Source organism: Chryseobacterium sp. Leaf405 (genome assembly GCF_001425355.1).
Lineage (GTDB): Bacteria > Bacteroidota > Bacteroidia > Flavobacteriales > Weeksellaceae > Chryseobacterium.
Map to the genome: position 1 here is coordinate 18389 of NZ_LMQN01000009.1, position 22827 is coordinate 41215.

General features: G+C 34.5%; 18 protein-coding genes. 13 read left to right on the forward strand and 5 right to left on the reverse strand.

Annotated elements, in window-relative coordinates; translation table 11 throughout:
• Positions 1-10: 10 nt before the first annotated feature.
• The 5 genes from ASG22_RS05700 to ASG22_RS05720 form a co-directional block, all read right to left on the reverse strand.
• Entirely contained in the window at positions 11-1276 is a 1266-nt protein-coding gene (locus ASG22_RS05700) for a DUF4252 domain-containing protein (protein WP_055981895.1), read from the reverse strand.
• A gap of 63 nt (positions 1277-1339) precedes the next feature.
• A complete protein-coding gene (locus tag ASG22_RS05705) occupies positions 1340-2020 on the reverse strand; it encodes a hypothetical protein (protein WP_185113785.1) in 681 nt (226 codons plus the stop codon).
• Positions 1995-2504, reverse strand: a complete 510-nt coding sequence (locus ASG22_RS05710) for an RNA polymerase sigma factor (RefSeq protein WP_055981898.1) — start codon at positions 2502-2504, stop codon at positions 1995-1997. The genes ASG22_RS05705 and ASG22_RS05710 overlap by 26 nt, the downstream gene beginning before the upstream one ends.
• A 99-nt stretch (positions 2505-2603) precedes the next feature.
• Positions 2604-3764 carry a GlmU family protein gene (locus tag ASG22_RS05715; protein ID WP_055981901.1) on the reverse strand — a complete coding sequence of 387 codons (1161 nt, stop codon included), beginning with the start codon at positions 3762-3764 and terminating at the stop codon, positions 2604-2606.
• Between the two features lie 159 nt (positions 3765-3923).
• Positions 3924-4175: a type B 50S ribosomal protein L31 gene (locus ASG22_RS05720; RefSeq protein WP_034678914.1), complete on the reverse strand. Its 252-nt coding sequence runs from the start codon at positions 4173-4175 to the stop codon at positions 3924-3926.
• A 183-nt stretch (positions 4176-4358) separates the two neighbouring features.
• Here ASG22_RS05720 and ASG22_RS05725 point away from each other — a divergent pair, with 183 nt between their 5' ends.
• The 13 genes from ASG22_RS05725 to ASG22_RS05785 all read left to right on the forward strand — a co-directional run bounded on the left by ASG22_RS05725 (position 4359) and on the right by ASG22_RS05785 (position 22712).
• A complete protein-coding gene (locus tag ASG22_RS05725; RefSeq protein ID WP_055981904.1) occupies positions 4359-5771 on the forward strand; it encodes a hypothetical protein in 1413 nt (470 codons plus the stop codon).
• The gene (locus tag ASG22_RS05730) at positions 5771-6097 is read left to right on the forward strand and encodes a nucleotide pyrophosphohydrolase (RefSeq protein WP_055981907.1); all 327 of its coding nucleotides are present in this window, start codon (positions 5771-5773) and stop codon (positions 6095-6097) included. The genes ASG22_RS05725 and ASG22_RS05730 overlap by 1 nt, the downstream gene beginning before the upstream one ends.
• Positions 6098-6169: 72 nt before the next feature.
• Positions 6170-7396: a 3-phosphoshikimate 1-carboxyvinyltransferase gene (locus ASG22_RS05735; RefSeq protein ID WP_055981910.1), complete on the forward strand. Its 1227-nt coding sequence runs from the start codon at positions 6170-6172 to the stop codon at positions 7394-7396.
• Positions 7396-8193, forward strand: coding sequence for an SDR family oxidoreductase (locus ASG22_RS05740; protein ID WP_055981913.1), 798 nt, complete (start codon positions 7396-7398; stop codon positions 8191-8193). Before ASG22_RS05735 ends, ASG22_RS05740 begins: the two co-directional genes overlap by 1 nt.
• A 150-nt stretch (positions 8194-8343) precedes the next feature.
• A complete protein-coding gene (locus tag ASG22_RS05745) occupies positions 8344-9948 on the forward strand; it encodes a hypothetical protein (RefSeq protein ID WP_055981914.1) in 1605 nt (534 codons plus the stop codon).
• A gap of 187 nt (positions 9949-10135) precedes the next feature.
• Positions 10136-13276 (forward strand): SusC/RagA family TonB-linked outer membrane protein, encoded by a 3141-nt coding sequence (locus tag ASG22_RS05750; protein ID WP_055981917.1) that lies wholly within the window; start codon positions 10136-10138, stop codon positions 13274-13276.
• Positions 13277-13300: 24 nt separating this feature from the next.
• A complete protein-coding gene (locus tag ASG22_RS05755; RefSeq protein WP_055981918.1) occupies positions 13301-14779 on the forward strand; it encodes a SusD/RagB family nutrient-binding outer membrane lipoprotein in 1479 nt (492 codons plus the stop codon).
• 81 nt (positions 14780-14860) lie between these two features.
• Positions 14861-17206: a phosphocholine-specific phospholipase C gene (locus tag ASG22_RS05760; RefSeq protein WP_055981921.1), complete on the forward strand. Its 2346-nt coding sequence runs from the start codon at positions 14861-14863 to the stop codon at positions 17204-17206.
• A gap of 240 nt (positions 17207-17446) precedes the next feature.
• A complete protein-coding gene (locus tag ASG22_RS05765) occupies positions 17447-18025 on the forward strand; it encodes a hypothetical protein (protein ID WP_055981939.1) in 579 nt (192 codons plus the stop codon).
• A 102-nt stretch (positions 18026-18127) separates the two neighbouring features.
• Complete coding sequence (locus ASG22_RS05770; protein ID WP_055981923.1) at positions 18128-18928, forward strand: WxL protein host-binding domain-containing protein; 801 nt, start codon at positions 18128-18130, stop codon at positions 18926-18928.
• Positions 18921-21662, forward strand: coding sequence for a hypothetical protein (locus tag ASG22_RS05775; RefSeq protein WP_055981926.1), 2742 nt, complete (start codon positions 18921-18923; stop codon positions 21660-21662). The genes ASG22_RS05770 and ASG22_RS05775 overlap by 8 nt, the downstream gene beginning before the upstream one ends.
• On the forward strand, positions 21659-22195 hold the full coding sequence (locus tag ASG22_RS05780) for a hypothetical protein (protein ID WP_055981929.1): 537 nt from the start codon (positions 21659-21661) through the stop codon (positions 22193-22195). The genes ASG22_RS05775 and ASG22_RS05780 overlap by 4 nt, the downstream gene beginning before the upstream one ends.
• Positions 22196-22394: 199 nt before the next feature.
• On the forward strand, positions 22395-22712 hold the full coding sequence (locus ASG22_RS05785; protein ID WP_238586861.1) for a hypothetical protein: 318 nt from the start codon (positions 22395-22397) through the stop codon (positions 22710-22712).
• The last annotated feature ends 115 nt before the right edge of the window (positions 22713-22827 follow it).

Consider the following 22827-nt stretch of genomic DNA (forward strand, 5'->3'; position numbering starts at 1 on the left):
ATTTAGAATTTTAATTGATTTGTTTTAACGATCCACCAGATATTTTGCTGATATCAGAAGTAATTTGCGGATTTCCTTTATATTTAATCGTACCTCCTGAAGACGCTTTTACTTTTAGTTTATTTGTCACATTTACAGAAAGATTTGCTCCGGACGTTGATTCCGCCTCTACCTGATTTGCTCTGAAATTTTCACCTCTACAAACCGCACCACTGCTGATATCGAAAACTGCAACTAATGCTCCTCCTTCGATATTGGTATCTGATCCGCTTGAGCCTTTAAAAACCAAACTTTTAGAATTAACCTCAACTTTTATGTTGGTTCCCGAGGTTGCTTCAACATTTGCATTATTTGTAATATTGAATTTACCTTTCACCACAGAACCTGATGATGCATCGACGGTAAGATCAGCCTCATTTACAGCATTTACCGTTGTAAAAGTTGCTCCCGAAGACGTTTTAATATTATCCATTTTTGGCGAAGAAACATTGACACTGATATTTTTGAACTTCAAATTTTTCTGTCCTTTATTATCAACATATACTTTCAACGTTCCGTTTTCTACTTTTGTGATGATGTACTGAAGTTTATCTGCATCAGCAATTACTTTCACATTGGTCGGGCTTTCCTGTTTAAATACTACATTTACGCCCGTACTCACCTGAATTCCTGAGAATTCGCTTACATTCCTAGATTCGCCATTTAAATAAGAAGTCGTATTTCCCGAAGTTAAATTACTTCTCGTATTGGTAACAGGATTGGTATTTGTTTCGCTGGAATTGATAATTTTGTTAATATCATCCATAGACAGTTTCCCATCAAGCTTTACCAAAATACGCTCCTCTCCTCCACCGTCAATACTTAGCAACAGATCATCCAGAATCCCATTTTTCTCTTCTGCAGAAAGGAACTTTATTTTTGCGCCTCCACTGTTCATGGTCATGATTTCGCTGTAATTCAGATGGCTTAAATAAGATGAAATATCTTTATTCATCTGATCCAGCATCTTTCCTTTTATTGTGGTTCCGTCACCGGATTTTTCAGCAATCAACACTTTCAGCCCATTAATTTTGGCTAATAAAGGTTTAATCTGATCCAATTCTGCATCTCCCAAATCTAAACTGCTTAACATTCCGAACATCGGTTTTGCAATTTTGATAGAAGTTACACCTTCCACTTCCTGATATTTGTCAAAAAGCTGGTCTAGTTTATCTTGCCCGTACACATTGTAAAAATGAGTAAAAACGAGTGCGAATATTATGAATATTTTTTTCATGAGTCAATTTTATTTATTTGATTATAATTGCCTGATCAGGTGCATAATCTTTTTAAAGGTTAATTAATAATCGTCGTCAACAACTGTAGGTTTTGCTAATTTTTCACTAACGTTATTTGCAAATATCTGGAATGAATACTTAGTCACATTAATAGCTTCTTCCACATTTTCGATTCTTTTTCCGTTTACGATCACGTAAGAATCTTTGTATCCTGTAGAATCTTTTGATGCTTTATTATAAGAAGAATTGTAAACAAATTTTGGCTTTCTTTCTTTCTTCAATCTTCCTCTCTTCGGTAAAATTTCATCTAAAACATCTTTCTCTGCCATCTGATTTCCCTGGAAAATAGAATCTTTTTTTGTTTCAGCAATAGAATCATTCACGTTATTTACAGCTACCTGTTCCTGATGATCACTATTTTCTTCAATGAAATCATTCTTTTGATTTTTGATCTGATTTTCCACTAATTTCGACTGATCTTCGAGTGCTGATGTATTGTTATAATTAAAAATAAACCCAACACTTAACAGCAAAACCAAACTTGCCGCCATCCAGAACCATTTCGGAAACGAAGGCTTTGTTTTACTATTAATCGGGATAATCGGAGCGTCATTACTGGTTTCAACCTCATCTTCTTTTCCTTCTGCTTTTGTAAGGAAATCCTCAAAATCCCAATCCATTTTTTCTTCCTTTATGTTTTGGAAGATTTCGTCGTATTTATCTTGAAATTTGTCTTTGTTCATAATTCATCAATTGTGAAATTTGTTCTTTTACTTTTTGTCTTGCACGCATCAGATTTACTCTTACTGCATTTTCTTCCATTTCCAGCATTTCCGATATTTCAGAAACTTCATATTCTTCTACATCTTTTAAATGGATCACTGCCTTTTGTTTCTCCGGAAGCTGATTGATAAAACCGATGATATGTTCTTTCAAATTATTCACTTCCATACTGTAAAGTTCTGAGCGATGAAGCTGCATATCTGCAAACCCTTTCTTTACATCGTGATGCTTCAATCTGTTGAGGCATTCGTTCCGGACCGCTTTCAGCGCATAGGATTTTAAATTCCCAAACTGCTCAAGCTCTTCTTTTTTCTGCCAGAATTTTATCATCAGATCCTGCACTACATCTTCTGCTTCATCACTACTCATGACAAACCTTTTCGCAAAACGATACATTTCGTTTTTGAGAATAAAAACCGTATTCTTAAAGGTCTCTTGAGTCATTAATTTTGTTTCTATAAGTAAGACAGTCAGATTTTACATTTCATTACATCAAAAACAAAAAAACTTCAAAAAATTTTGAAGTTTCCTTTATTGATCACGTTAATACGTATCAAAAATATGTTTAAAAATTGCTTTATCATCATCATTCAAAACAACTTTTCGTCTTGCCATAACTTTTTCAGCAACTTCGTAGGCTTTGTCTAATTTAAATTTTTCATCATCTTTAAACCCGCCCCATGAAAAATTATCTATAAGATTAGGAGGAAAACCTTCTTTGAAAATATTGGAAGCAACTCCTATTACGGTTCCTGTATTCAATTGTGTATTGATCGCCGTCTTAGAATGATCTCCCATAATTAATCCGGCAAATTGCAATCCTGTATCTTCAAACGATTTTGTTCTGTAATTCCATAGTTTTACGTGACCGTAATTATTTTTAAGATTAGAAGAATTCGTATCAGCTCCCAGATTACACCATTCTCCGATTACAGAATTTCCGACAAAACCATCATGACCTTTATTGGAATAACCAAAAATAACAATGTTATTAACTTCCCCACCAACTTTACAGTGCGGACCAATAGTCGTTGCACCATAAATTTTTGTGCCTAAATTAAATTTAGAATCTTCACAAAGCGCAATAGGACCACGGAGATTACAGCCTTCCATCACCTCAGCATTTTTTCCGATGTAAATTTTTCCTGTTTTTGTATTAATCGTAGAAAATTCTACTTGAGCTCCTTCTTCTATGAACAAATCTTTTTTATCTCCTAAAAATCCATTCGTTGAGGAAAGTTCCTGGGAGACTTTATGTTTTGTCAACAATTCAAAATCGAAATCGATTGCTTTATCATTATAAGTAAAAAGGTCGGTTGGCTTTTTAAAGAAAACAAGCTCTTCTTTAATATCAGTCATTTTTTCGATCTGATTAAGAGAAAAACCATCCATATTAATTTTAGCAGCAACCAATTCATCTTCATAAACCAACGCTTCTCCTTGTTTCAAATCTTTAATTTGTTGAATAACATTTTCCGTCGGAAGAAAATTTGTTACCAAGAAAAGACTTTCTTTTTTTTCGGGTTCTCTGAATTTATGCTGAAGATACATTTCTGTAAACCATGAAATTTCAGTGGAATCTAAAATTTTTTGCCATCTTTCTGAAAACGTAAGAATTCCGCATCGCATTTCTGCTACGGGTCTTGTAAAAGTAAGCGGAAGAAAATCTTCCCAATATTGCGCATCTGAAAATACTAATTGCATTCTGATAGAAGTTAGATGTTAGAGGCCAGAAGTTAGAGAATATAAGCTGTTGTTTTTATTATTATTTAAACTAACTTCTAATTTCTGGTTACAACAAAATTACAACAAAAAAAGTCTTCCGAAATATCGAAAGACTTTAATATCGTTGAATTACAAAAATTACTTAGCGAATTTTTTGTATTTGTTCATAAACTTATCAACTCTACCTGCAGTGTCAACTAATTTAGTTTTTCCTGTGTAGAAAGGGTGAGAAGTAGAAGAGATTTCCATTTTGATCAATGGGTACTCAGTTCCTTCAAACTCGATAGTGTCTTTTGTGTCTGCTGTAGACTTACATAAAAATACCTCGTCGTTACTCATATCTTTGAAAACAACAAGTCTATAATTTTCTGGGTGAATTCCGTTTTTCATAATACAATTTTAAAAAATTAAAGTTTTGCTTTCGAAATAGTAATGGTATTTCTTCTGCTAAATTTTAGGTTGCAAAAATACAATAATTTTTATAATATACAAATACTCCACTCATTTTTTTTCATTGATAAGAAATTCAAAGTATTTTCGTTAAATTTGAAATCTATTTAAACTTTAATTTCGATGAAATTCAAATTATTACTGGCTTTTTCTTTCTGGATGCTTTTAATGGCTGTATCTTGTAATAAAGATGATATCAGCTTTGATGCACCGTCACAACAGTTAAGTTTTTCAAGAGACACGGTATTCTGCGACACTGTTTATCATCAGGTTCGTTCTGAAACATACGCCGTGAAGGTATATAATAATGAAGACAAAGATATTCTGATTCCAAGAATTCATCTTCAAAAAGGAGCAACTTCTTTATATAAAATAAATGTTGACGGAAAACCGGGATACGATTTTAAAGACGTTCCGTTAAGAAAAAAAGACAGTTTATATATTTTTGTTGAAATCGCTCCGGAAGCAACCGGTCCGGAAGCTATTGCTGAAGATAAAATTCTATTTCAAAGCCCGGCAGGAGAACAGAATGTTGTTTTATTCTCCGTGGTTCAGGATGCTGAATTTTTCATTAAAACATCTTCAAACCCGAATATTATCACCAACAATACAACTTGGACCAATAGCAAGGCTAAAATTATTTACGGAGACCTTACCATCGATGAGAATACGGTTCTGAATATACAAGCCGGAACAAAAGTTTATTTCCATAAGAATAGTGGAATGAAAGTACGGGATGGCGCTTCTTTAAATATTAACGGAACATTTACGAATAATGTCGTTCTTCGTGGCGACAGAAATGATCCAAATTATGATACTATTCCGAAAACATGGAATTCTATTAAAATGGAACCCGGATCAAACCTTAACATGAATTTTGCACGATTATTCGGGGGAACCAAAGGATTGGATATGAAAGAAGCAAATGCTACAATCAATAATTCTTTCATTCATACTTTTCAGGAATATGGTATTTATGCGATTGGTTCTACTGTTATTGCAAGAAATCTTGTGATGAACAATTGCGGAGAATCTGCCGTTGCAGCATTTAGAGGAGGAACACATAATTTTACACATTGTACCATTGCCAATTATTCTGATCTTCTGCATTCATATAACAGAAACGGAGTTGTTGCCGCTAATGAATGGACCAACGATTCCGGAGTGAAAGAATTTGGAGCTTTGATATTTAACCTAAGAAACAGTATTGTATATTCTGATCGGGATAATTCTGTGAATCTTGAATATACTCCGATGAATTTATTCAATGTTGCTATTCAAAACTGTTTAATAAAATACTCCAATCAATCGGAAGCAGGATTTGAATTTAATGACACTACAATTGTGACGCAGTCTATAAAAAATGAAGATCCGTTGTTCGTTAATTATTTTGCAGCTCAAATGAATTTAAGAGTAAAACAAAATTCTCCGGCAATCGGAAAAGGAAATGTAGGCGTTGCAGCAACAGTTCCTACCGACATCTATAATGTTTCAAGAACTTCAAACCCAACCATCGGAGCTTATCAATATCAATAATGGAAATTACGAATCTGCAACACCAAGTCGATGAATGGATCAAAACCATTGGAGTGCGTTATTTCAATGAACTGACCAATATGGCAATGCTGACGGAAGAAGTCGGCGAAGTGGCAAGAATCATCGCAAGAAGATACGGCGAACAAAGCGAGAAGGAAAGCGATAAAAGCAAAGATCTGGGCGAAGAACTGGCAGATGTTCTATTTGTAACATTATGTTTAGCAAACCAGACCGGCGTAAATCTACAGGAAGCTTTTGATAAAAAAATGAAAATAAAGACTGATCGGGACAAAGATCGCCACCAGAATAATGAGAAATTAAAATAAGATCCTAGATTTCAGATATTAGACTATTAAGTCTTACATCTGATGTCTTGAATCTGAAAATCTGAAGAAATAATGAAGTTAGAAAAATCAAATTTAAAAGATAACACAACTATACAAATCAGCGGTTCGAAAAGTATTTCGAATCGTTTGTTGATTTTAGAAAGTCTGTTCAAAAACATACAAATTGGAAATTTATCCAATTCTCAGGATACGCAATTACTAAAAAAAGCACTTTCAGAAGACACTGAAACCGTTGATATTCATCACGCAGGAACAGCTATGCGTTTTTTGACTTCTTATTATTCTATCCAGGATGGAAAAACAACCATTTTGACGGGTTCGAAAAGAATGAAAGAAAGACCGATTAAAAATCTGGTGACGGCTTTACAAAATCTTGGCGTAGAAATCGAATATCTTGAAAATGAAGGTTTTCCGCCATTAAAAATTAAAGGAAGAAAAATCACCGAAACCAAAGTGGATGTTCCGGCAAACATTTCAAGCCAGTTCATCACTTCTCTCCTATTAATTGCTGGAAAACTGGAGAATGGCTTGGAAATAAATTTGGTTGGTGAAATAACTTCAAGGTCTTATATTGAGATGACTTTGAATATTTTAACCAAATTCGGAATTCAAAATAGTTTCATCGGAAATACAATTAAAGTTGAAAAATTTGAAGTAAATGTTCACTCGCCAATTGTGAATTATGAAGTAGAAAGCGATTGGAGCTCTGCATCCTATTTTTACTCTTTCGCAGCCTTAGGAAGAAAAACAATTCATCTGAAAAGCTTTTATAAAGAATCAACACAGGGAGATTCTGCGATTGCAAAAATTTATGAGACGTTTTTTGGAATTAAAACCATTTTTACGGAAAACGAACATCAATTGACGCTTCAACCGGATCCGCATTTCCAGTCTCCTGAAAAGATTGTGCTGGATATGAATAATTGTCCAGACATTGCCCAAACGCTTTGCGTGACAGCGGCGGCTTTGAGAATTCCATTTGAAATTTCGGGGTTGGGAACGTTACGGGTAAAAGAAACCGACAGATTATTAGCTTTACATAATGAACTGAAAAAATTGGGAACAGAAACTGAATTTACGGATTTAACGATCAAGTCAATCAGTTTTGGTGAACCACAGGAAAATATTTCCATTCGAACCTATCAGGATCACAGAATGGCAATGAGTTTTGCACCATTTTGCTTGATCAAGGAATTAAATATTGAAGAAGAAGATGTTGTGGAAAAATCTTATCCGATGTTTTGGGAAGATTTAAAAATTATTTTAACTAAAAACTAATGAGTACAAAAACTATAATCATCACAGGAACCTCATCAGGAATCGGTTTCGTGTTAGCAGAATATTTCGGAAAGAAAGGTCATAAAGTCTATGGCTTAAGCAGAAAACATACCGAAAGTCAGTACTTTAAATCTATTCCGACGGATGTTACGGATAATGAAGCGGTACAAAATGCCATCTCAGAAGTTCTCAAAACAGAAAACAGAATCGACGTTCTAATCAACAATGCCGGAATGGGAATGGTAGGCGCTGTAGAAGATTCCTCGAAAGAAGATATTTTAAAATTATTCAACCTGAATTTGGTTGGCGCTGTTCAGATGATGACTGCGGTAATGCCGAAAATGCGTGAAAATAAATTCGGACAGATCATCAATGTTTCCAGTATCGGAAGCGAAATGGGATTGCCTTTCCGCGGATTTTATTCGGCCTCAAAATCAGCTTTAGACAAAGTTACCGAAGCGATGAGATATGAAGTGTATCCTTGGAATGTAAATGTTTGTTCGCTGCATTTAGGTGATATTAAAACCAATATTGCGGAAAACAGAGTAAAAACAAAAGTTTCCCAGCCTTATAAAAATGTGTTTGATAAAGTATATGCTTTAATGAATTCTCACGTTGGCGATGGAACAGAACCGTTGGAAGTTGCAGAATATATAGACCAACTTTTAACTAAAAATAAATGGAAAGCTCATTATTATTTTGGTAAATTCGGGCAGAAAATCGGAGTTCCTCTGAAATGGATTCTTCCGCAGGGAACTTACGAGAATTTGATGAAGAAATATAATAAACTGACTTAGTTTCAGTTAAACTTATTAAGTTTTTTATTTTATTAAAAATAAAACAGCACTTTTGTCATTCCGTAGGAATCTCAGCAAAGAGTTTTCCTTTAATAGTCCAGATTCCTACGGAATGACAATAGCAAGATTATCAAACTCTTATTTATATAGTTGAAATTATTTCTGAAAATATTTTTTGTACTGTTTTGCGTTTTTGTACAAGCGCAGAAGAAACATTATTTCCTTATCGATTCAGAAACGAAGGTCAAAAAAAAGGTAAAAGATTCCACTTCTGCGGTTAAATTTCTGGATTCTCTGGCTCAGAATAATTACTTTTTCACCCAATTAAAAGACGTAAAAATAAAAGGCGACAGTACGGAAATCATTTACGACAAAGGAAAAAATTTTAACGAAACGTATGTAAGCCTAAGTGACTCTATTTCACATAAAACTAAAATTCAGAAAGAATTTTTTACCAAAAATTTAGATTCAACAAAGAAAAGTATTAATAAAAAATATATTGATGATGGTTTTGCGTTCAGCAGATTAAAATCTAGATACAAAGGTCAGAAAAACGGTTATCCCGTTGTAGAGCTCGACATTAACAAAAACGATAAAAGGACAATTGACGGTTTTGTGGTGAAAGGTTATACCAGCGTTCCCAAAAGGTTTATAAAAAATCTTGAAAAAGAATTCAAAGGAAAAACGTATGACGACAAAAATTTAATTGCCATTAATAAAAGTTTTCAGGGACATCAGTTTATTTCTTTAGAGCGCCAGCCACAAACGTTATTCACAAAAGACTCCACGCAGATTTATCTGTTCATGGAAAAGAAAAAAACGAATACCTTCGACGGAGTAATCGGTTTTGGAAATGATAAAACAGATAAATTTACCTTAAACGGAACGCTAAACGTAAATTTTAGAAATATGTTTAATGGTTTTGAAACCGTTAATTTATACTGGCAAAGAAACCCGGACAAAGGGCAGAATTTTGACCTTCAGACAGACATTCCTTATCTTTTTAAATCGAATGTAGGTCTAAATATGAAAGTAAATATTTTTAGACAGGATTCTACTTTTGCCAATGTAAAGGCACTTCCGGCATTATATTATCACCTGAATGCCCGAAACAAATTGGGGCTGAGAGGAACTTTTGAAAGCTCAAGCATCATCGACACGCTGTACGTTCAAGGGAAAGATTACAACAAAAAAGGAATCGGAGTTTGGTTTGAAATGGTAGAACCTACCGATATCGATCTGTTTCTCTACAAAACAAGAATCAGTGCCGGGTACGATTACCTGACGACAACGTACACAAAAGACAATATAAAAGCTCCGCAGAACCAGTTTTACTTTTTTGGAGAACATAATTATCATATCAACGGCAATCACTTTCTCAATATAAAAGCTGAAGGGGCGATGATGGACTCTAAAGTCGATTTTTCTGCCAATGAATTGTATCGTTTCGGAGGCTGGAATTCCATGCGGGGCTTCAATGAAAGCTCGCTCGCAGGCGATTTTTATTATTATGGAGGGCTGGAATATCGTTATCTCGTGGGAAGTCAGGCGTTTTTTGATGTCTTCGGACAGTACGGTCAGCTCAACAACAAATCATTGAATGTGAAGCCCAAACTCTACAGTGTCGGGCTCGGCTTTAATTTCTTTATTCCGATCGGTTTGATGAGTTTCCAGCTTTCGAACGGTAATGAATTTGGAAATCCTTTTAAGTTTAATGATATAAAAATTCACTGGGGAATTCTGAGTAGATTCTAACATCAAAGTATCATTAATCCTATATAATAATATATTTAAAAAACTGAAAATTCGTGAATCTGTCACATTTTTCATGTTTATAATTGTATTAATTTTTCCTATTGTCTCATATTGAAATCATATTTTTATCGTAATACCCCATTAAAATTCCGGTAACAGTACCTCGCTAAATTTGCTTTCAAAAAAAATGAAGAAGACTTTAGCTACTTTTGCAGTTCTGTTACTTCCCTTCTATCTCACCGCCCAAGAAATTAATATTTCAGGAAATGTAAAATCCGAAAACGGCGGTAGTGTGTCAGGTGTAAATGTCACCGACAAAAATACAGGAAAGACCGCCATCACTGATGAAAACGGTAATTTTTCCATTTCAGCCAATCCAAAAGATATCCTTGAGTTTTTCTCACCTGAATTTTCTTCTTACACGATTGAAGTTTCAAACAGAAGAAATTATTCTGTTGTTTTGAAAAAAGTAAACGAAAAACAAATCGAAGGTGTTGTTATCACTGCTTTAGGTATTGCCAAGAAAAAAGAAAAAATCGGATATTCTACTCAGGAAGTCAGTACAAAACAATTTGAAACGATTACCACACCAAGTATCGGAAACTTATTCTCTGGGCAGGTTGCCGGTCTTAATGTTTCAAACCCAACAGGAATGCAACAGGCTCCGGAATTTACTTTAAGAGGAAATTCAAATTTAGTTTTCGTTATCGATGGAGTTATCGTTGAAAAAACGGTTTTCCAAAATTTAGATCCGAATAATATCGATAATATTAACGTATTGAAAGGGGCAACAGCTTCTGCTCTCTACGGTTCGAGAGGTCGGTACGGAGCCGTTTTAATCACCACAAAAAGTGCAAAAAAGAAAGGCTTTACCGTTGAATTTTCTCAAAATACAATGGTGACAGCCGGATTTACCAACCTTCCAAAAACACAGACCGAATACGGAAACGGCTCGCACGGAAAATATGAATTCTGGGACGGAGCCGACGGTGGTGTAAACGATGGAGATATGATTTGGGGACCAAAATTTGTTCCCGGTTTAAAAATCGCTCAATGGAACAGTCCGATTAGGGATAAAGTTACCGGACAGGTCATTCCCTGGTATGGCGGAGTTTCGGGAAGTCAGTACAACGACAAATCTAGATATGAAAGAGTTCCGATTGACTGGCAATATCACGATAATCTGGATACTTTTCTGAAACCTGCGGTAATAAACAATAACAATTTTGCCATCAGTTATAAAAACAATAAAGACGTTTACAGACTTTCGGGGAATTTTATGAATTATGACGACAGAGTTCCCAATTCATACTTACAACGTTATGGTATCAATTTCTCATCTGAAAATCATATCAGTGATAAATTAATTTTTGATACTAAGTTTAATTTCAACCAGACTTTTACTCCAAATATTCCAAATTACGATTATAATCCAAGCGGTCATATGTACACCATTTTGATCTGGATGGGCGGTGATGTTGATGGAAAAGATCTTAAAAACCATATGTGGATTCCCGGACAACAGGGAACAGCACAGGCAAACTGGAACTACGCTTGGTATAACAATCCTTGGTTTGGTGCTGAGTATTACAAAAATAAAAACAGAACTGATGTCATCAATGCGCAAACCGGTCTGGAATATAAAGCTACCAACGATTTCTCGGTAAAAGGAAAAATTTCATTGGTTGAAAATCATAATAAACAGGAAATTTTAAGTCCATATTCTTATTTCAATTACAGTGCGCCGAGAAGTGGTGGTTATATTTTGAATGATACCAAAACATGGAATCTCAATTATGATGTCTTAGCAACTTATAAAAAGAAAATTTCTGAAAACTTTGATTTTGCCATCAACGCGGGAGGTTCAGCCTTTTATTATAAAAACGATGTTGATAATGCTTCAACCGACGGTCTGAAAGTTCCTGAATTATACACCTTAGACAATTCGGTAGGAGCTGTAAAATATTATGATTATTTAAAAGAAAAATTAATCTACAGTGCTTATACAACAATCGACGTTGGCTTATACAACGCATTCTTCCTTAACGTTTCAGGACGTAACGACTGGTCTTCCACACTTCCAAAAGCCAACAGATCGTACTTCTACCCTTCTGCTTCATTAAGTGCTGTTGTTTCAAATTTGGTTAAAATGCCTGAGTCGATCAGCCTGTTAAAATTATCCGCTTCCTGGGCAAAAGTAGCGTATGATTTTCAACCTTATTCTATCAGAAATTATTATGTAAACAATAACGGAATTACTTTCAATGGAAATCCAACCTATTACTATCCAACGACTTTAAATGTTGAAAACACATTGAAACCCGAACAGACAAAATCGTATGAATTAGGTTTAAGTGCGGGATTATTTAACAACAGAATCACTTTTGATGCGACCTATTTCAGAACGTTAGATTATAATAATATTCTTCAGTTCCCTACTGCACAATCCTCAGGTTTTACTTCTCAATATGTGAACGGAAACGAATATACCACGAAAGGTCTTGAGATTTCGTTGGGTTTAACGCCAGTTAAAACAGATTCTTTCACTTGGAAATCGTTAATCAACTGGAGTACGTATGAACAGAAACTGACTTCAATCTACGCAGATATGCCGAATTATAACAATATCAAATTAGGCGAAAGAATGGACAGTTATTACGATATAACATGGCAGAAATCTCCGGACGGAAAAGTTATTTTGGATGCTACTACCGGAATGCCGACAAGAGCTAATGCACCAACGAATTTAGGACATTTTAATCCGGACTGGACGTTTGGTTTCAACAATACCTTTAAATATAAAAAGTTTACTTTAAATATCGGAATCGATGGAAGTATCGGCGGTGTCATGAGGTCTCAGGTCGTAGAAAAAATGTGGTGGGGCGGAAAACATCCGAATTCTACAGCATACAGAGATCAGGAATATGCAAATCCGGGAACTTACTATTTTGTACCGGATGGGGTGAATTACAATGCTTCAACAGGAACTTACACACCACACACAAAAGCAATCAGTTTTCAGGATTGGGCACAGAATTATCCTTATCAGGCGAGAGTTACAGAAGATGAAAGTGAATTGTTTGCCAATGTTTTCGACAGAACTTTTGTAAAATTAAGATCTGTAATTCTAGAATATGATTTCTCTTATTTACTGAATCCAAAAGGTTTTGTTAAAACTTTTACGGTAAATGTTTCGGGATACAACCTTGCCATGTGGAAAAAGTCCAAAAATCTGTATTCAGATCCGGATTATAAAGTCGGAACATCAAATGACATTCAGGATCCTTCAAGCAGATGGATCGGAGTTGGATTCAATCTTAAATTTTAATTAAAATTAAAACGAAAAATCAAAATGAAAAATATTTTAAAATCAATCTTTATCGTAGGATTATTTGCACTGACTTCCTGCGAATCTGATCTTGATAAAATCAACGAAAACCCAAACGATCAGGCAAGTGTAGATCCTAAGTTTTTATTAACGTACGTTTCTTCAACCGCTTTTCAGGTAAATGGTGACAATATGTACGCTTCCAGAATGCTGATCGGAACAGACGGAGAAAATAGTTATCAATATATGAAATGGGGTGACGCTTCGTTCGATACTTATACTAAAGGTCTTTTGAACACGGCAAAAATGATGCAGGAAGCAGAAAAGATCAACAATAAAAATTACCAGGCGATCGGTAAATTTTACAGAGCGTATTATTTCTTTAATTTAAGCTTAAAATTTGGGAGCATTCCTTATTCTGAAGCCGTAAAGGGAGAATTATCATCAATCACGCAGCCAAAATACGATTCCCAGGAAGCGGTAATGGCAGGGATTTTAACAGAATTGAAAGAAGCCAACGATTTAATTAATCAAAACGATAAAATCGAAGGCGATATTGTTTATAACGGAGATGCAACCAAATGGAAAAAATTAATCAACTCTTTCCGTTTGAAGATTTTAATTTCTCTTTCTAAAAAAACTACCGTTGGAAGTTACAATGTCGCTACAGAATTCGCATCGATTGCAGGAAACCAGACTTTAATGACATCCATTACTGACAACGGAGAACTGAAATTTGCAGACGCAGCGGACAGCCGATATACGATGTTTAACAACAGTGGATATGGTTCGAGTTTATATATGGCGAATTATTTTATTGATTTATTTAAAGCAAGACAGGACCCGCGCTTGTTTACTTTTGCAGCTCAGACAACCGGAGCAAAAGAAGCCGGAAAACCAATCACCGATTTTACAGCATACAACGGAGGAAATCCGACTTCACCGTATTCTGATAATGCAGCGTTGATCACCGCAAAAAATATTTCTAAAGTCAATGATCGTTTTTACAAAGATGCAACCAATGAACCTTCATCGGTTTTAAGTTACTCTGAATTGGAATTTATTTTAGCTGAAGCTGCTGCAAGAGGCTGGATTTCCGGATCTGCGAAAACGCATTACGACAATGCAGTTAAAGCAAGTTTTACGTTTTATCAAACCTATGTTAAAAATTCAACCCAATATTTTACAGGATTTAATGTGAATAATTATCTGGCGACCCCTTTGGTTGTTTATGATAATTCAGCAACATTACCGGCTCAGTTGGAAAAAATCATGACACAAAAATACATGACGATGTTCCATCAAGCACAATGGACTTCTTACTACGATTATCTGAGAACAGGATACCCTAATTATCCTTTACAGACGGGAGTTTCAGCACCATTCAGATTCAGATATCCACAGTCTGAGTACAATTATAACAGTGCTAATCTTCAGACTGCACTGACTTCACAATACGGAGGAAACGATAATATTAATTCTAAACCGTGGTGGTTACAGTAAAAACTTTTTAATTTTAATACTTTCAAAGAAATCGCAGGGAAATTCATTTATCTTGCGGTTTCTTTTTTATTTCGATTGAATATGGACAGAAGAAAATTTTTAGAAAAATCGAGCTTACTTTTAGCAGGATTAGGAACATCCAGCCTACTACATCCTTCAATTTTAAAAGCTTTAACAATAGAACCTGATGCTGAGTCTACTTTCTACGACGCACAACATGTGGTAATTTTAATGCAGGAAAACAGGTCTTTCGATCACGCTTTCGGAGCGTTAAAAGGCGTTCGTGGATTTTTAGATCAGAGAACTTTTATTAAACAAGATGGTCATTCTGCATTCTTTCAAAAAAATGACGCCGGAAAATATGCAACTCCCTCTCGACTGGATTTGAAAAATACAAAATCTACTTGGATGAGTTCGCTTCCTCATTCCTGGGACAATCAGCAAAAAGCGTTGAATAAAGGGAAATACGATCAATGGCTTCAATCAAAAGCTTCGGGAAATAAAGATTATAAAGATATTCCGTTGACGTTGGGGTATTACAATCGTGAAGATTTACCCTTTTATTATCAATTGGCTGATGCGTTTACAATTTTCGATCAATATTTTTGTTCATCGATGACAGGAACTACACCGAACAGGCTTTTTCATTGGTCGGGAACGTTGCGTGAACAGCAAACTGGAAAAGTAAAAGCAAATGTTTACAACGAAAATATTGATTACGATAAAAATCATCAGGCAAGATGGAAAAGTTTCCCCGAAATTTTAGAAGAACAAAATATATCATGGAAAATATATCAGAATGAAATCAGTCTTCCGAAAGGAATGTCTGGTGAACAGGAAGCCTGGTTGAGCAACTTTACAGACAATCCGATTGAATGGTTTTCAAAATTTAATGTAAAATTTTCAAAAGGATATTATCAGAATATTCCGAATATTATTTCTTATTTAAAAAAGGAAATTGAAAAAAATCCGAATCAAAAAGAAAGATTCGAAGCTATGATTTCCGAACTTGAAGAAGATAAAATTAAATATCATCCTGATAATTATACAAAACTTTCTCAGTACGAAAAAAATCTTCACGAAAAAGCATTTACAACAAACGTAAACGATCCGGATTTCTGGAATATAGAAATCGGAAAGGACGAAAATGGAGACAGATTGGTTGTGCCAAAGGGTGATGTTTTATTTCAGTTCAGAAAAGATGTTGAAGATAAAAAATTACCTTTGGTTTCGTGGCTGATTGCTCCGGAACATTTTTCTGATCATCCCGGTTCGCCTTGGTATGGTGCATGGTACATTTCTGAAGTATTAAATATTTTAACCAAAGATCTTGAAACGTGGAAAAAAACAATTTTCATTATTAATTATGATGAAAATGACGGTTATTTTGATCATGTTTTACCTTTCGCTCCACCGATGAATCCGAGCCAGCCTGTTGATATGAATGGAAAAGAAGGGGTGGAGTATGTAAATAAAAATCAGGAATATATGTCTAAGGAAAAGCTGAAAGATTACGAACGAATTGAAGGAACAGTTGGTTTGGGCTTCAGAGTTCCCATGATTATTGCTTCTCCGTGGACGAAAGGTGGTTTCGTAAATTCCGAAGTTTCAGATCATACTTCTGTCTTGCAGTTCTTGGAAAAGTTTATTCAGAAAAAGTTTAAGAAAGATGTTAAGGTAGAAAATATCAGCGATTGGAGAAGGGCAATTTGTGGAGATCTGACTTCAGCTTTTAATTCATCGAGTGTAAAAATCCCGAAAATGGATTATTTAGACCAAAAGGAATATGCTCAAACCATTAATTCTGCGAAAAACAAACCCGTTCCCAATTTGAAATGGTATGAAGAAAACGAACTTAATAACAATTTACTGGAAATTCAGGAAAGAGGTTTGAAGCCATCTAATTCTCTTCCTTATAATTATCTGGTGAATTTAGAAAGAGGAAAAATTTCGATGATCAATTTAAAAGAAAGAGCTGTCCCATTATTGATTTATGACAGGACTAAGTTCGATAGTGACGATTTCCATTTTTCTTACGCTTTATATTCAAAACAGGAATTATCGCACGCTGTAAATGCCGGAAAATATAATTATGAAGTTTTCGGCCCGAACGGTTTTTACAGATATTTTAAAGGAGAAAATCACCCTGAACTAGAAATTTCGTTGAAAAATAATTCATCAAAAAATGAGGTGGAATTAATTATAAAAAATTTAAATAAAAACAACACTTCTATTATTTTTGAAGATTTTTACAACAAAAATCAAAAGAAAATTTCATTGCAAAAAGCTGAAGAAAAAATCATATTCAATCTTGAAAAAATGAAAGGCTGGTATGATCTGAAAATTACTTCAGGAAATAATATCTGGCATTTCGCCGGAAGGTTGGAATCGGGAAAACCTACAGTTTCAGACCCTCATTGGGCTTAACGTAAACCTAAAAAACATTAAAAGTCTTATACATAATTTGTATAAGACTTTTTTAATACATCTGATTTAAATCATAAATGTTTGATTTAATTATTGCTAATATGCAAAAGTTTTCAAAGTAATATTTTTAATAAATAATTGGTAATGAACACTTAATTATAAAATAAATTGAAAAAATATTTGAAAATATTTCATAGTATGATGAATTTTATTAACTTCACCCAACTAAATAACGATAACATGAAAAAAGTAAATTTTCCTTTGATTCTGTCTTTGGTAGCATTAGCATTCTCTGCTCAAATGCACGCACAAGACACTAACACCGACAATCACACGATAACGATCTCTGTACCGGAAGTCGCACTGGTAGACATAGAACCTGCCGCTACTAAAAACATCACTCTGGGCTTTACAGCTCCAACAGAAGCAGGAAATCCAGTCATAGCAAATGCAGCCAACACTACCCTTTGGCTTAATTATTCTTCTATTAAATCTGTTGCCGATCCTACTCGTAATGTATCTGTAAAATTAAATGCCATTATTCCTGGAATTGACATTCATGTGACTGCCGCCGCTGCTACAGGTGCCGGAGGGGGAACATTGGGAACGCCGGCCGCTCAGCTCACATTAAGTGCTGCAGATCAGACAATTGTTTCAGGAATTGGTAGTGCTTACACAGGAAATGGAGCCAACAACGGTCATAATCTTACGTATGCATTAGCTCCGGGAAGTGGTCCTGGCGGAGTTGCTGTGTATGCAGATTTGCAGGCTGTAGCAACTACTGTAGCAACAGTTACGTATACTATTTCGGACAACTAACCGTCCAAATTTCATCTTTAAGTACAAGCAAGAAGAAATGAACTATCTGTTTCTTCTTGATCTTGTATGGTCAATATTTTACAACCTAAACTTTACATACATATGGTAAGGCGCATTCTCCTATTGGTAATTCTCATCTTTCAATTCTGTTTTTGTAAAGCCGGAATTGTAATCCTAAATGGTCTTTCCCATTCTTACAAAGTAGAAAACGGAAAAGTATATAAAGGGAAAATTGAAATGGAAAATACGAGCAATCAACCACAAAGTGTAAAAATATTTCTTCAGGATTTCAGCTATAAATCTGATGGAACTATTAATTATTCAGCACCGCAAACTAATAACAGAACTAATGCTGACTGGATTAAATTCAACACAAATTTAGTTACCATTAAAGGAAAACAAAAAACTGAAGTGTATTATGAAATTACCATTCCCAATACAATTTCTAATCCCGGAAGTTATTGGAGTGTGATTATGGTAGAACCGGTGGAAGATCTAAAGCCTGATGACAGTAAACAGGGTGTAAGCATTACCTCAGTGATACGATATGCCATTCAGGTAATTACAGATTTTAATGCTGATAAAGCAAAGCCCGATCTTAAGTTTGAAAGTATAAAAATAGAGAATGAAGAAGGCTTCAGAACCGCACAAATCGCAATAGCGAATAACGGTAATCTTTATTGTAAACCTACAGCCTCACTTGAAATATACAATCGTAAAACGGGAGAAAAAATCGGAACATTCTCAAGCATTGCGATGGGACTACTACCCCACACTTCCAAAAAATTCTCTATTAAACTTAATACATTAACTCCGGATAAATATAATGCAGTCATCATTGCTACCGATGAAAACGAAAATGCCTTTGCCCTCAATGTGGAACTAGAAGTAAAAAATGATTAGAATTTGGTATATATATATTTTTTTTTTATTCCCTGTACTTATTTTTTCTCAACAACCATCATCACAAATTGTTAAAAAAGATAGTCTACTGCCGGGAACATCTACTTCTATTTCATTTATCTTAGAAAATCCTACATCAGAAAATAAAAAATATATCATTCAAGTTAGTACTTCAAATCAAAATATCATTCCTATTTTATCTAAAGGTGAATTTACTATTTCTCCTAATGAAATTAAAACTTACATCGTCCCTTTGCGAATTGCCACAGAAGCTGCGCAGGGAAAATACTCAATAATAATTCAGGGAACAGATCAAAATAATGGAAATCAATTTACAAAAAAAGAAGATATTACTATTTTTGGAAGCAGTAAATTAACTGTATCTGCTCTTAATTCTCCTGAATTTATCAGAGCCGGAGAAATGATTAAAGCCTCTTTCCTTTTAAAAAATGAAGGAAATATCATTGAAAATCTTATTCTTGAAAGTAAAAATGCAGTTGTTGATCATGATGCAAATTTAGTTTTACAGCCAGGTGAAACCAAAATTGTCACTATTCATAAACTCACCAGCACAGAATTGGGACAAAATGAATATCAAAATCTGAATCTTACTGTTTATCCACAAGAAAATTCAACAGAAAAACAATCCGCTTACGTCAGTACAAAAGTCATTTCCATAAAACCTGTTGAAGACGATATTTATCAAAGGCTTCCTATTGCAACCTCTCTAACTTTTATCGGAATGCAAAATATGGGCGTTTATGATGATGGCTTTCAGGGAGAAATTTACGGTAAAGGCAGCCTTGATAAGGAAAATAAAAACAATATTGAGTTTCATGCCGTTTCTAAAAATCCGGTGGAATTCAATTCATTTACACAATACGAAGAGTATTTTATTAATTACAAACGAGAGAATCTTTTCGTTCATTTAGGTGACAAAAATTATTCTGCTTCATATTTAACGGAATTTGCACGATACGGACGAGGCGCCGAAATACGATATGACTTCAAGAAGCTAAGTTTGGGTGGTTTTTATAATCATCCAAGATTTTTCCGTGATATAGAAGATGAATTTAATATTTATTCAACAATTAAAATCCGAAAAGAATCTGAAATTACAGCAGGATATCTACATAAAATACCAAGAAAAGGAGAAATGAATCTTGGAAATATCAGACTTGATTCTGAAGCTCATCTTCCTTATACAAAAGGAAAATTGAAAATTTCAGAAAATATTACTGCATCCGGAGAACTCGCATACAGCAAAACAGATGCAATGGATGGCAGTGCTTATTTGTTGCAAACACAAGTAAATTACACAAAACTTAACGGAAGTTTGATGTACATGAAAGCAAGTCCGCATTTTGCAGGTTATTTTACCAATACCAGAACTTTTAATGGAAATCTTCAATATAGATTGACCAGCAAATTAAATATTTTTGCCAATTATATGCGGGATGCTAAAAATTTTGAACGTGATACTCTATTTCTGGCAGCACCATACAGAAATTATTTGCAATATGGATTACAATATAAATATCTTTCAAGCGGATCTGTAATGTTATACAACGGCTTTCAAAAATACCAAGATCGTCTTGAACCGAGACAATTTGATTATTATGAACGTTTTTTTAAAGTAAGTATCGATCAAAAAGTGGGTATATTTCAGATAAATATTGAAGGGCAATTCGGCAAAACTGAGAATTATCTTACCGGGTTTTCAGGAAATTCAAGTTTTTATACGGCAAATTTGGCTTTCGAAAAACTCAGAACCTCTTTCAATGTGTTTGCAAGTTATGCGATTACATCAAGGTATCAACTGCAAAATCAGAGGCAGATCTACTATGGAGCAAGAATTATCAGTAGACTCTCAGACAAAACCAATTTCAGCCTTTTTTATCAGAATAATTATATGCCCGAGGAATATTTCAAAGATAGAAATCTCTTTGAACTTCTTTTTCATCAACAATTATTTCCTGGGAATGAATTAGATATTTCGGGAAGATATTCACTTCAGCGGGGCGAATTGGGAAATAAAGACTTTATATTTTCATTGAGATACACAGTAAGGCTAAGAGTTCCGGTACAGAAAATTGCCGAGTATACTTCATTATCCGGAAACATTGGAAATCTTGGAGTTCATAAAACAGAAGGTATAAAATTAATGTTGGGAAGTTATCTTTCTATCACCGATAAAAACGGAAATTTTATGTTTAAAAATATTATTCCGGGAAATTATTATCTTGAAATAGATCGTTCAACGACTAATATTAATGATATTTCCAATATTACACTACCGGTATATTTAAGTTTAGCAAATAAAGAGAATATTTTTAATTTCGGATTAACCACGGCATCAAGTATTGAAGGAACCATACAGCTTTCTGAAAATGAAACACAATATAGTTTTGCTAAACTTCAGCCCAATAAAGATAAAAAGAAAAAAGAAAGCATCATTATTGAAGCAACAAATGGCGAACAGACGTATAGAAAAATAGGTTTTATCGGAGAAAATTTTGATTTTACTTATCTGCGTCCTGGAGAATGGAAAGTAAAATTATACCGAAACGGACTTGATAAACGATATAAAATTGCAGTGGAAAATTTTCAATTTAATCTGAAACCATCACAAAAACAAAAAATCTCAATTCACATTACAAAACAACAAAGTGAAATCAAATACCAACAGGAAAGTATAAAAGTAGGTTATAACCAAATGAAAAAGAAAAAATGAAAGTAAATACCTATATTCTATTGATTATTTTCTGTCTGATTTCAAGCATTGATTTTGCGCAAACAACAGGAAACAGAACAGTTGCCATTACCTTACCAGTAGTTACATTATTAGACATAGAACCAGCAGGAACTATAACATTGAATTTCTCTGCTCCCACAGAAGCAGGGCAACCTGTAACAGTTCCGGCTTCAAATAATACAAAATGGATTAACTATACTTCAGCAATTGCCTCAGGAGGACTTACAAGAAGAATAACCGCTTCAGTAAATCAAGTCATTCCCGGTTTAAATATCACAGTACAAGCAGCAGCCGCTTCAGGTTCAGGTGGAGGGACATTAGGAACTGCAGGAGCCCAAGTAACTCTAACCACAACAGCTATTAACATTATTACAGGAATTGGAGGAGCCTTTACCGGAAATGGAGCTAATAATGGACATAGGCTAACTATTAATCTTGCTGTTAGTAATTATGCTAATCTAAATTCACGTACGAATACACCTGTTATAATAACTTATACCATCACTGAATAAAAAAATAATGAAATTGAATTATCTATATTATAATAAATTTATTTATATCACTTTTTCGATATTAGTCAGTTGTTATTATAAATCTCAGACTATAACCGTCACCGGTACCAACTGGACAGTAGCTGTACCTACAATAACAGAAGCAGGAAGTAATTATGCAGGGCTTTATGAAAGTGCAACAAATCAGGTAATACTGGCAGTGAGTGTCCCTTTATTGTTAGGTACAGGAAAAATATCTGTACATTATGAAGCCAATCCCACCTGGCACAATTCTCTAATTTTATCCGCAAAGAGGACTAGTAACGGATCTACGACATGCGTGGCGTGTACAATTACAGGAGGTAGTGCTTATCAGGTAGTAACCCAAACTGCTATTGAATTATTTAGAATACAAGCTATATTGGCATTAGGATCATATACCGGAATCAATATCCAATTACAATTAAGCGGAGTATCAGTAACAATTCCCGCAGCAGCATATCAAAGCAGAATAGTATTTACTGTCGGTCCAATTTAAAGTAAAATTCATTTTTTCAGGAGCTTAACCTCTCCAATCTTACTCCTCATGCCTTTCGCTGTCTTTCAAGAGCCCATCCTTACTGCTGGGTAACCATTTCTATCGGGGTTAGGGT